The sequence below is a fragment of the Alteromonas sp. 4NH20-0056 genome (assembly GCF_057539655.1).
In genome coordinates this window covers 530,627-543,326 of sequence record NZ_BAAJLS010000002.1, presented here as the reverse complement: position 1 = coordinate 543,326, position 12,700 = coordinate 530,627, and the positions used below count along the sequence as shown (strand labels likewise).

Below are 12,700 nucleotides of genomic sequence, written 5' to 3'. Positions count from 1 at the left end.
ATGCTTTTACATTACATAGATTTGAGTTGGCGAAGCATACGGAATACGCCCGTTATTAGCTTTCTCATGGTATTTGCGATAGCAATAGGCATTGGGATTACGATGACGAGCTTGTCGGTTTATCACATGATGTCAATGGATCCTATTCCACATAAAAGTGGCAAAATTCATTATCCTCAACTGCAAATTATGGATGAGGGGAGTGAATGGCATTCAAGCGATAACATGCCGTCACAGTTAACCTATAGAGACGCGACCAATTTATACAACGCTGATATCGATGTGTTAAGTACCCCCAGTTTTAGAAGCGGCTTTTCGGTTCACTTAAATTCCATTGATGTAAAGCCACGTATGGAACCTGCCAGGTTAGTGAACAAGGAGTTCTTCGATATATTTGAACGCACATTTATATACGGACAAGCATGGACTCGGGATGACCAGAAAAATAGGCCCTATGTGGTGGTGTTATCAAAAGAAATTAACGACCGATTTTTTAACGGCGAGAACTCGGTAGGTAAAGAGATTTTTTTAGATAACAAAAGCTATCGTATTGTCGGTGTAACACAAGATTGGGAACACCATGTTAAATACTATGACTTGAACAATGGCAGTTTTAATTCACCCGAGTCGCTTTATATCCCTTTTGCAATTGCGCCGCTGGAAGAGATTGGCTCGTGGGGAAATATCAATGGTTGGAAACAGCAAGTCATGCGTGGCTATCAAGATTTACTTACTTCTGAAAGCGTATGGACGCAGTTTTGGGTGCAATTAAACACTGAAAAAGAAAAGGAAGCGTACGGTCAATTTTTGATGGCGTATATGGAAGACCAAAAAGAGCAAGGTCGTTTTCAACGCGACCAACTGCAATACGGTTTGCGTAACGTCAATGAGTGGATGGAGTATAACGAAGTCGTCTCTGAGGACAATCGTATTTTGGTTGCCTTAAGTTTTATGTTTTTAATGGTCTGTGTTGCAAATATTCTTGGTTTGCTACTTGCTAAGTTCTTGAAACGTGCGCCAGAGGTAGGAGTGAGGCGGGCCCTAGGTGCCAGTAAACGCCATATTTTTCTTCAGCACATTGTAGAAGTGTCAGTTATTGGTATCGCGGGTGGAATGCTAGGCATCATCATTGCTCAACTAGGGTTGTGGGGTATTCGCACGACCAATGGCTATTATGCTGATTTAGCAACCATGGACTGGTCTATGTTGCTTGCTGCCCCGGTAATTTCTTTGTTGGCAAGCTTCATCGCAGGGTTGTATCCCGCATGGCTAGTATGTAAAACACAACCTGCCATTTACCTTAAGAGCCAATAGGAGCGACTACTATGCTTGATATTAAACCTATACTCAGTGCATTACGTCGCTCGAAAGCGGGGGCGGTTTTATTATTCCTTCAGGTAGCGTTAACCACGGCCATTGTAAGTAATGCCGTATTTATGATTAACGATAACCTAACTTACTTAAACGAGGACACCGGTTACCCTCAGCAAGAAATATTCAGCTTTACCGTCATGACCTTTGGTAAAGATATCGACTTAAGCCAACAAGCGGAGGTTGATGAAGCAATGATAAGGAATATCCCAGGCGTAATTAACGCCTCATTATCTCAGGCTGTTCCACTATCTGGTGGCGGCTCTTCGACATCGGTTAGGTTAAAGCCGCTTCCCCAGCCGTCTAAAGAAGCGCGTTTGGCTTACTTTTATGGAGATGAAAATGCACTTGAGACCTTAGGTGTAAAACTCATAGCCGGAAGAAATTTTAGGCCTGAGGAAGTAATGATAACTGATAATTTTCATGACAATGGCCCTAACACCATCATTATAAGCAACATGCTTGCGGAAAGCTTATTTGACGAAGGGACGGGGCTGGGTGAGTCAATCCGTGTTAACGGCAGGGCGCTTGAAGTCATTGGCATAGTCGATGTAATGGAAAGTGCATGGCCCCGCGCTGAAGATAGCGGCACAACGGGAATTATTCCCTTTATCAATGCGCAAAATTATCAGCATTTCTTGGTAAGAACAGAGGCGAACGAACGCGCCACTATTATGAAGCTTATAGAAGAGAAAATGCTTCAAGCGTATAACAAGCGTGTCATTATCAATGTGGATGGGCTTGATGAAAGCAAAGACAGTTATGATGCAACGGATGTATTAATGATGCGTATGCTCATGGTGCTGGTGGTGATATTAGTATTGGTGACGGCCCTTGGTATCTTTGGTCTGACACAGTTCAATATTAGCAAACGAACCAAGCAAATCGGCACTCGTCGCGCGCTTGGTGCGCGTAAATCGGCTATTGTGCGTTATTTCTTGGTAGAAAATGCCATAGTATGTGCGGTAGGGTTGGTGCTTGGCAGCGTCGCGGCGATATTTTTAGGTAGGGCATTGATGCAGACGTATTCTATTGATGCGCTTGAAATACAGTATGTTGTTGTGACAGCGTTGTTTATGCTTGCTGTAAGTCTGTTGGCGGTGGTGGTGCCTGCTGTTCGTGCGGCGAATATTTCACCGAGTATTGCCACTCGCAGCATTTAACGAACCACGCCCTTTTAAGCTCAAAAGGGCGTGTAAGCAACGTAAATCAAACAATAGCGATAAATGGAATAGACAGGGATAAAATGACGAAGATTTTACTAGTAGATGACAATGTTGCCGTGCTGGAAGCGTTGTCGCTGCTACTAGAGATACACGGGTATCACACTGTCACCGCTACGACGCCGAAAGAAGCGTTGCAGGTTGTTAACTACCAGTCAGTGTCACTGGTTATTCAAGATATGAACTTTAGTGCTGACACCACATCGGGTGATGAAGGGCGAGCGCTATTTAACGCAATTCGCGAGCTTAACCCATTATTACCCATTGTTTTAATTACCGCCTGGACAGAGCTTGAACAAGCGGTTGAGCTTGTCAAAGCAGGGGCGGCCGACTATATCCCAAAACCATGGGATGACGCGAAGTTAGTTACCACGGTTAGCAACCTCATTGCCTTGGGAGAAGCCAACACGCAAAACAAAGTTTTGCAGCAACAAACCAACGTATCAGTTAGCGCTAAACAGGCCGGTGAACAAGTAGGGTTAATCTACGAAAGTGGTGCCATGCAGCGGGTTGTTGATATGGCACTGCAAGTGGCGAAGTCTGATGTGCCTGTGTTAATTACAGGGCCTAATGGCAGTGGGAAAGAAAAAATTGCTGAACTTATTCAGCGGCATTCATCGCTTTATAAAGCACCGTTCGTTAAGGTTAATGCTGGTGCGTTGCCGCAAGAGCTTATTGAGGCTGAACTTTTCGGCGCAGAAGCAGGGGCATTTACTAGCGCAAACAAAAGCCGTATTGGTCGTTTTGAAGCTGCAAACGGCGGTACGCTGTTTTTAGATGAAATTGGTAATTTGCCGCTATCTGGCCAGGTTAAGTTACTTAGGGTGCTGCAAACCGGTGAGTTTGAAAAGCTAGGCTCGGTTAAAACGCAGCATACCAATGTGCGTATCATTTCGGCGACGAATTCTAACTTAGTTTCAGATATTGCAAAGGGTGAGTTTCGCGAAGATTTGTTCTATCGGTTAAACGTAATTGAAATTAATGTGCCCCCCCTTTGTCAGCGAGGAAATGATGCGTTGGCCTTAGTTAACCACTTTCTACCTGGCCGCGAATTAAGTTTAACTGCACAACAAGCCATCAGTCAGCACGCTTGGCCGGGTAATGTGAGAGAGCTAGAAAATGCATGCAGGCGAGTAAGTATTTTACACCCGGAAGGTGTGCTTGACGCTGACGCTTTTGGGTTAGTTGCAGAGGCAAACCAAGGGCAAACTACTCGTGGTGCTATCATCGAACCGAACCAAGCAGAAATAGAGGCGGCGTTAGTTAATTTTAACGGTGTAATTGCAAAGGTTGCTAAACATTTTGGTCTGTCTCGACAGGCTCTATACCGTCGATTAGACAAATACTCGATAGATTATAAGTCGTGAGAAACGTTCGTCATACACTTATTGCAGCAGCCATGGCCGCTACCGCTATTGGTATTTCGCCACTGCTTTTTATCGTCACTTTGGCTATTCAAAGTAAAGTGTTAATCGCCATTGTCTCTCTCGGTGTAAGTTGGTTTTGCGCTTATTTTATGACCGCAAAAATCAATCACAATTTACAAGCACTTGAAGTAGGGTTACTTAACTTCAAAGATGGAGAATACGCGTCAACCTTAGCATGTACGTCTAATGATGAATTTGGCAAGTTGTGTACGCTTTTCAATGCGACAGCAGACACCCTTCGCAAAGAGAAGCAGTGGCTTCATCAGCGTGAGCTTATGTTAGACAAAGTATTGCAAAGCTCTCCCGATGTACTGCTACTTGTGAATGATAATCGCCATATTGTCTTCAGTAATTACCAAGCACGTCGCTTCTTCGATACCGCGCATCGTTTAGAGGGCGCTTTACTTGATGAGGTGTTAAAGGGAAAGCCTACAGCACTTAGCGATATGATGTCAGACAATAAAGAAGGCCTATTTACTTTACCCATCGACGATAAGGGGATTGAAACATGGCACGTAGCAAAGGGAACATTTTTATTAAACAACCAGCCCCACAGGTTGTTTATTCTTAAACAAATGACGCGAGAATTAAACAGACAAGAAGTGTCGGTATGGAAGAAGGTAATCCGGGTAATAAGTCATGAACTAAACAACTCATTAGGGCCTATTTCTAGCTTGCTACACAGCGGTAAGATAGTTGGAAAGCAAAACGATGATCCCCGCCTGGTTCGTGTTTTTCAAACAATGGAAGAGCGAATTGCACACTTGAATCAGTTTGTCCAAGGTTATGGCAAGTTTGCAAAACTGCCATCGCCGCATTTTGATACCATTAATTGGCATGATATTTTAGCGCAGCTTTCGCAGCAGTATCCGTTTATGCTGACGATGCCGGAGCCGGTGCCATTTCAAGCTGATGCCGTGCAGCTTGAGCAGTTACTTATTAATTTGCTAAAAAATGCGCAGGAAGCGGGGGGGCCCGAAGAAGACATTGAGTTGGTAATTAAACAAAACTCTACTCAAGTTATTATTGAGGTACTCGACGGCGGGAAAGGCATGTCGGACAGTGTAATGGCAAACGCGCTTGTGCCTTTCTACTCTACCAAAGCAAATGGAAGTGGTCTTGGCCTTGCACTGTGCCGAGAGATAACAGACGCCCACCGCGGGCACTTAATCATTCAAAATAGGCAGCATCGAGGCTTATGTGTGCGCTTGATTTTCGAAAAATAAGCGAGGTGTTTCAGCGTGTTGGAATATCATGGTGCGGTAAAAATAGCGTGTCTAGCAACTAACTTAAGTAGTATTCACTCTCTGTTAATCAGTTTTTAATCTCGTACAAAAGTTTATGTAATCAGTACCTTGTATCCTTTAGTCATGGCAGTGCAACTATCACCAATTTGCACATGCTGACAGGCATCTTGCCTATCATGAACTGAAGGAGTTCTGTAATGAATACGATGAAAGTACTACGTTCAAAAATTTGCGTTGCAACCACAGCACTATTGCTTGTAACAGGGTGCAGCGCGGTTGCCACCCCTCAATATTCAAATGCTGATAAAAAGGCCGACAGCGCTCTTCCTGCGTCTGCGTTAGATAATGCGCTACTTTATTCCAACGCATGTATCACCGAGCGAGAAGTCATCACCGCGCAGAAAATGTGGGGCGACGGAATTGTCAGAATAGGTCGAGTATTCTCAGAGGGAGGCGACTATTCAAATGAAGCCGCTGACTTTATTCAAGACATGTATGGCTACGATTTAAGTAGCGTATTGTTTAAGCCTACTCTGGCTGCTAACGATCAATTCCGTTCAAGTTTTGATGCCGCCTTATCGTATTTTGTTGGCGGGAACGATGCGTACGCAGAAGACAAAGGATTTGCGATTAAACCGTATACCAATGTGAAGTTCGATAATGTTGGCATTATCAATAATAGCTGCAGAATGGCAGTGGCAATGGGGAATTACTTTTTTACGGGCACCGACGGTGGCGAAACGAAAGTAGAGTATACTTTTGCGTATGTAAAAGACAGTGAAGGCGACTTACGCGTTGTAGCACACCAATCGTCGTTACCTTATAACCCTGCAAACAACTAACACAGGGTAAACGCCCAGGCGAGTATCGTCATTAATGTCGTTAAACAATGGGACCCGCTGAAGCCTGCATTATTTATGCAGGCTCGCGGGATAACGAGCAACGCATGGTTACGACGGGCTATCGCTCTTCATTAACCATGCATAGGCACTTGTAAAGGCAGTTTCTTGAAACTGTTTTAATCCGGTCTCTGAAAAGGGTACCGCTATCGGGTTTCGACGCAAGGATTCTTTAATGTCAGTAGGGCTAAATACTACCACCTCTAACCCTTCAATTAACTCAATCGCAGCCTCAAGCTTAAAGCCTATAGCGCTTCCAGCAAACTTACCTTTGCTTTGACGCTGACGAATTATCACCGCATCGATTTTGTAGTCAGCAACCAATTTAGCGAACGTGCTTTGAAAGCTTTTGAGCCCTTTTGCACTGGTGTCGGCTAATGTCAAACGACGTGTACGACAGTCAGGAACGTGAAACAAGCCATCTATCAATGACAATAAACAAACCGTTGCCTCATTGCCTTTTAAATCTACACCACAAACTTTCATATAAATTCCTATTTGTATTTACCCGTTATTATACCCTGTTTTGGCAGTGATATAGATTAACACTCATTTTTCTTTGTTTGGGCGGTATGCGAGTCTGAAAAAAGAAACAAATCTGCGGTTAAAGTTTTGGTGAATGACTCAGCATGGTAGTTAGGCTGTCCGCATCGACCGGCTTCGAATAGAAGAAGCCCTGTAAATACTTGCACCCATGAGCGTTAAAGAAATCTACTTGTTGCTGCGTTTCAATCCCCTCTGCAACACATGCTATTTTCAAGCTCTCTGCCATTCTAAGTATGGCTAATACAATCCCTTCGTTACCTTGGTTAGTACCGACGTCGTCTACAAAGCTTTTGTCTATTTTAAGCACGTCGATAGGAAAATCTTTCAAATACCTCAACGATGAGTAACCCGTACCAAAATCGTCTAAGGCGATAATAAAGCCATGTTTTTTAATTATCGAGACAGCCTTCATTGCTTCTTCGTAGTTGGACATCAATGAACTTTCGGTAATTTCAAACCTTATTGCGCTTGTTGAAACATTGTGCCGTTTCAATAGGGCAATAATTTCATGAATCTTTGCGGGCTTTGAAATATGCAAAGCACTAAGGTTAATTGATAGGTAAAGTGCATGTTGTTGCCATCGCGCCCCACTTAAAAGAGGTATCGCTTTTTCAAGAACTTGAATGGTCATATCTTCGATGAAGCCAATGCTTTCTGCAACAGGAATAAACACATCGGGCGGCGTCATTCCGTTTTCATTTGGCCATCTCATCAGCAATTCAAAGCCGCTAATCGCGCCGTCTTTTGCATGTACGATGGGCTGGTAAAAACCAGTAAAGTGATCGTTGAGATACGCTTGTTTTATAGCATTTTCTAGTTGTAAGCGCGTTTGCGCTTTTTCATTCATATGCTTCGTAAAGTATTGGAAGTTATTACTGCCTAGCTCCTTGGCATAATACATTGCAATATCAGCATTTTTTAGCAATTCGGCTGGAGTGCTTGCGTCCTCGGGGTACAGTGAAATGCCGATGCTAGCAGAGACACTCACGATTTGATTGGCCAATGAGACGCTCTTCGCTAACTCTCTAATCATTTTGCTAGCTAGTCGGTTAATATCTTCTTCAGCCTCTACCTTTTCAATCATTACTACAAACTCATCGCCGCCCAAGCGTGCGACGGTATCTGATTGACGCAATATCTTTTCTAATCGTTTGCCTATTACTTTTAATAATATATCGCCTGCATCATGTCCTAAGCTGTCATTAATTTGTTTAAACCGATCTAGGTCGATAAAAAATAAACACAAAGATGTTTTATCAATTAGTGCCTGGTCAAAAGCGTGTTGAATTCGGTCAAGTAATAGGGAGCGATTTGGTAAACCGGTTAGGCTATCGTAATTAGCAAGCTGAACCAGGGCTGCTTGTGTATCTTTCTGCTGTGTTATATCAGAGAAGATAACCAAGTACCGGCTGATTTCATTGCTATCATTTGCGCTGCAAACAGCGGTCACGCCAGCATTGACAACATATTTCCTACCCCTCAAGCTTTCAATTTCAGCCTCGCCATTCCAGTGGCCGTTAGGGGGAAGATCACGCATTTTATTTAACAGCACTTTTAATGTGGCTTTTTGTTGGAAAAAGACCTTACTAAGTTGCTCTGAAATATCCTTATTAGCAGATATATGTAGCGCCTCTTTTACAGATTGGTTTGCAATAATGGGCTTTAATTGATTATCGAAAATGACAACCCAATCTCTAGTGTGTTCAAACGCTTCTCCAAACAACTGGGCTTTCGTTTGTGTATCGATTGATTCTGTAATGTTGGAATAGGTACCCGTTAGGCATTTTCCTTCGTTACCGGTATCGTCGGAAACTAACGCGCCAACGTCGCGGTACCATTCAAACTGACCGTTTTGTGCTTTCAGCCTGTAGGTGATATCAATATGTTTTATTTCCCCTAACAGCACACCTTGCCATAGCATTTCAAAAGCATGAAGATCATGCTTGTGGATAAGTTGGCAGTGTTCTTCAAACGTGAGTTTATCTGATGGGGTAGGGTAGCCTAACTCACTCTCTATTCTGTCTTGCGTAATAAGGTTAGTTTCTTCGCGCCAGTCCCATACCTTTGTGTTACTGGCAGTAAGGGCCATAGAGAGACGATTCTTATTTTTTAACACATCTAGATGCGCTGCTTTGAGCCTATTTCGATGTGATTTTCGGCGTTTAAAGATGACCGCAATAAGCGCAATGGCCAATAGCACGTAAACCGTATAGGCAAATGGTGATGCAAAAGGTGGGTAGGCAACCGATATACGCAATACTGAACTTGAGCCCGCCGTATTGGTGGCTTTGTCAAACGTGCTCACGCTGAAGGTATACTGACCGGGTTCAAGCCGAGGAAACGTCACTTCTGTCAGTTTACTAGGGGGGTAATCGATATCGACGTTCCCTGCTAATGTGTATTTAAAATAACCCGAGTTTGTAGGGTCGTACCGCATGTCTGAGTAATTGATCGTGAGGCCAATATCGTCGTACTGAAGCGCAATATCTTTGTCATTTTTGCGACCTATACCAAGTGGTATTTCGCGTGATATTAGCCGAGCATCGGTGATAAGCACTGTTGTTGAGTTGTCTGCATCATTCGTGAAGTCGCGAGGATCAAAAAGCGTAAACCCTTTCTGGGAACCAAACACCAGATTATCGTTTATTAGCTTTTTTCGTGCCCCCCAGGAAAATTCGTTAGTGATCAACCCCTCTTTTGTGGTGTATTGCGTTAAGGCCAGTGTGGAAGCGTTTAGCTTCAGCAGCCCCATGTGGCTGGCCATCCAGAGGTTGTTATGGGCGTCTTTAACTAAGCTGAAAATAATATTGGTAGGAAGTAAATTTGACGAGTCAAAAAAATACTGTTGCTCGTACGTATTTTCGTCGATTCCGTAAAGTCCGTGGCCGGGATAGCTTACCCAAAGTATTCCATGATCGTCTATCACGGCATCAGTAGGCTGAATAACATACTCGCCTTGAACGTTTCGTGCTTCATGAATTTTGGTGAGTGACCGTGTGTTGAAGGAGTAACGCCACAATGCTCCCGTCATAGAGACTAAAACACTCTCTTGACTTGACGAGTAATCGGGAAGAAACGTGTAGAACTGTTCTGGGTTCAGCGAGGAAGATAACGTCTCGTCTTGCAGTAAAATATTTCGCGCATTGTCTAGCCGGTAAAATCCGTCCTCTGCGGCCACAAGGTAATTATTATCGAATAGCCGAAGAATGTCATATGCTTTATCACTACCTAACACGCTATTTGATTGCGAACTTAACGTTAGTGGTATGGCTTTTTTTTGCTTCAAATCGAATTTGACGAGCCCTTCGTAGGTGACTAACCATACCCAGTCATCTTCGCCTTCTCTAATAATAAAAACTGAGCTTGATGAAGCAACAGCTTTTCGGTCATCAGTGACTGAAAATTGTTCTATCTTGCCCGATTCAAGGTTGTACAGGTTTAATCCATTGTTAGTGCCGACCCACAGGTTTTGCTCACTTTGAACGTATAAATCGTTAACCGTATTTTCACTTAGTTGCTCAGGTGAAATTTTATCAGCAAAAATATTTGTGAACGCGACAGACTTCGGGTTCCACAATAATACACCCGACGAATTCGTTGAAAGCCACAGTTGCCCGGTTGGGGTGGCGATAATATCGGTTATGTTATTGTCTGTAATTAACAGGTTTGAATCTGACGGTTTAAATAAATGGTTTATTTTCTCGGTGGAAACATCGAAAAGATAAAGCCCATCGTTGGTAGCTAAATAATACTCGTTACCGCTATAACTGAGCATGGCCCATATGTTTAACGAAGGTATTACCTGAGTGGCTTGAGGCAACATTGTGCTATCTGTGCTCGCATAGGTAACTACGTCATCAATACCAAATTTAAAAAGCCCTTCAACAGTGCCAAGCCATAGCTGCCCTGCGGAATCGGTGATAATTAATTTTGCATTCAATTTATCTTTATTGGTTTCCGTATCAGCAACGTATTGTATAGCTTTAGTTGCCTGAGTCGGAAAGTGGTAGGTATATAAACCTTGCGAAGTAGCGATGAATAGCACATCGCCCTGCAGTTTTATATTACGAATTATCGTGTCTTCAGAGAGTCCTAACTTTGGTAGTTGTAAATCAAATATGCTTTGCCACGTTCCAGTGTCGAGATTAAACTCAACGATCATATGGTCGAAAGCTATGTAGACGATGTTGCCGGGACCAGAAATGAAGTGTGATGCATATTGATACCACGCGGGCTGATTTTTATACTTTATCGCTAGTTCCCGCTTACTTTCCCCTGTTTCCCCGTCAACTCTGTAGACCCCGCTACTATAGGTACTCACCCACAGATCGTTATTTTGGTCCTGAAATAAGGAGTAAATTCCATCGTCTGCAAATTCACTGGAAAGGCCGACATAGTGCTTGTTAAAATAACCGTCGTAACGATTCAACCCTGTCCCAGTGGCAATCCATAGGAACCCATCGTTATCAAGTAACACATCATTGATAAAATCTTGAGATAAACCATTCTCGGTTGACAGCTGACCAAACCGAGGCGCTTTAACTAAGGGCTGCGCATTAATGTAAAAGCTTAATAAGCAGACAAATAATAAAAGGGCAATAATCGTATTGTTATTTTTCATTTTTAACGTTTATCACGGAAAAGTGTCTCAGTAGGGTACATTATAATGGTAGCTGTTTTTACCGCCGCCATATAGTCAGAGCATAGTGGTCGTTGCTTTTAACAAAAATGATAACCTTCACAGCTCACTAAACGCAGCGCTCTATCTATCAGAGTTACTACAAAACAGTATATCTGCCGTGCTAACGAAAGCAATGTAGACTTAATGGTATATATTTGAGCGCTGAGACTTATGAAAAAAAACGTGACGAATCTACTGAGGCTATTGGCGGGAATAGTGACGCTCTCAAGCATTTATTATTTTGCGCCGTGGGAGGCGGGCTTGTATTATTTACGGCCTCTTTCGCATACCTTGCAGCAAGAGGTCGACTTATTTGTTGAACAAGGTGTCGACGGTGTTATTGTTTATGTCGACAAAAAAGGCGAAGAACCAGCTTATTACAGCAGTGGCCTGGATAATCGTATTAATCAAACGCCTATTCGCCCGGATGCGTTGTTTAAAATTGCAAGCATTGCAAAACTCTACGATGCCGCTGCTATCACCAAACTTGTTGGTGAGGGTAAGGTCGCATCGGACGGTTATTTGTCAGACTATCTTCCTTTGATTTCAGCGCGTATCGAACATGCTGATGCTATTACCATACGTATGCTTATTCAGCATCGCAGCGGCATCCCTAATTATACCGACCATGCGCGCTATCACTGGGGTGAATTAGATGTAGATATTATGGATTTGGTGTTAGATCAGCCAGCAGATTTTAAACCCAATACCGATTATGCCTATTCCAACAGTAATTATTTGTTAATACAGAAGATTATTACTGAGGTAACCGGGGCGCCGCATGGGGAATATATACAGCAAACGTTGTTAGCGCCATTGGGGCTTTCACATACCTTCTTTTCTATCAATGACGTTAGCAAAGACAGGGTAATTAGTGGCTACCACGTTGGGTACGAAGACGATTTACGTCATTTGGACCACGGGTATTTATCAACAGCAAAAGACGTATCTATTTTCTTAAGAGCCTTAAACGAAGGCACCTTTTTTAGTGAACAGGAAAAGCAAATTTATACGTCGCTGTATGAATATGACCATACTGGTTGGGTATTAGGCTATCAAAGCATTGCTCGATATCACGAGCAAGAAGACATGGTTGTCATTCAATTTGTAAGCACGACGGGGAATGACATTGTTATGCTTACCAATATCCTGTACGACCGTGTGATGCATATTTTGCGCGCTAAGTAGGTACGCCATTGGCTACATCTAAAAAGCAACAGGCAGTACCATCGCTAAACGATATGTACTGCCAATAAAATGCGAGTGAATCGAGGCTTAGTAAGTGCACCTTTTATTCATAAAGACA

Annotated in this window: 8 protein-coding genes; 6 read left to right on the top strand and 2 right to left on the bottom strand. The window is 43.1% G+C overall.

Going from position 1 to position 12,700, the window contains the following annotated elements:
* The 5 genes from AC27EZ_RS05900 (at position 1) to AC27EZ_RS05880 (ending at position 6,110) form a co-directional block, all read left to right on the top strand.
* Positions 1 to 1,314, top strand: coding sequence for an ABC transporter permease (locus tag AC27EZ_RS05900; RefSeq protein WP_421132374.1), 1,314 nt, complete (start codon positions 1 to 3; stop codon positions 1,312 to 1,314).
* An 11-nt stretch (positions 1,315 to 1,325) separates the two neighbouring features.
* Positions 1,326 to 2,534, top strand: coding sequence for an ABC transporter permease (locus AC27EZ_RS05895; RefSeq protein ID WP_487134432.1), 1,209 nt, complete (start codon positions 1,326 to 1,328; stop codon positions 2,532 to 2,534).
* Positions 2,535 to 2,617: 83 nt separating this feature from the next.
* A complete protein-coding gene (locus AC27EZ_RS05890; RefSeq protein ID WP_487134431.1) occupies positions 2,618 to 3,961 on the top strand; it encodes a sigma-54-dependent transcriptional regulator in 1,344 nt (447 codons plus the stop codon).
* On the top strand, positions 3,958 to 5,247 hold the full coding sequence (locus tag AC27EZ_RS05885; protein WP_487134430.1) for a sensor histidine kinase: 1,290 nt from the start codon (positions 3,958 to 3,960) through the stop codon (positions 5,245 to 5,247). The genes AC27EZ_RS05890 and AC27EZ_RS05885 overlap by 4 nt, the downstream gene beginning before the upstream one ends.
* A gap of 218 nt (positions 5,248 to 5,465) precedes the next feature.
* On the top strand, positions 5,466 to 6,110 hold the full coding sequence (locus tag AC27EZ_RS05880; protein ID WP_487134429.1) for a phosphoribosyl-AMP cyclohydrolase: 645 nt from the start codon (positions 5,466 to 5,468) through the stop codon (positions 6,108 to 6,110).
* A gap of 108 nt (positions 6,111 to 6,218) precedes the next feature.
* Here the strand turns inward: AC27EZ_RS05880 and AC27EZ_RS05875 are convergent, their stop codons facing one another.
* Entirely contained in the window at positions 6,219 to 6,653 is a 435-nt protein-coding gene (locus tag AC27EZ_RS05875; RefSeq protein ID WP_421132369.1) for a DUF3010 family protein, read from the bottom strand.
* A gap of 118 nt (positions 6,654 to 6,771) precedes the next feature.
* Complete coding sequence (locus tag AC27EZ_RS05870; RefSeq protein ID WP_487134428.1) at positions 6,772 to 11,334, bottom strand: EAL domain-containing protein; 4,563 nt, start codon at positions 11,332 to 11,334, stop codon at positions 6,772 to 6,774.
* 243 nt (positions 11,335 to 11,577) lie between these two features.
* Between AC27EZ_RS05870 and AC27EZ_RS05865 the strand changes: the two genes are divergently transcribed.
* Positions 11,578 to 12,582 carry a serine hydrolase domain-containing protein gene (locus AC27EZ_RS05865; protein WP_487134427.1) on the top strand — a complete coding sequence of 335 codons (1,005 nt, stop codon included), beginning with the start codon at positions 11,578 to 11,580 and terminating at the stop codon, positions 12,580 to 12,582.
* The last annotated feature ends 118 nt before the right edge of the window (positions 12,583 to 12,700 follow it).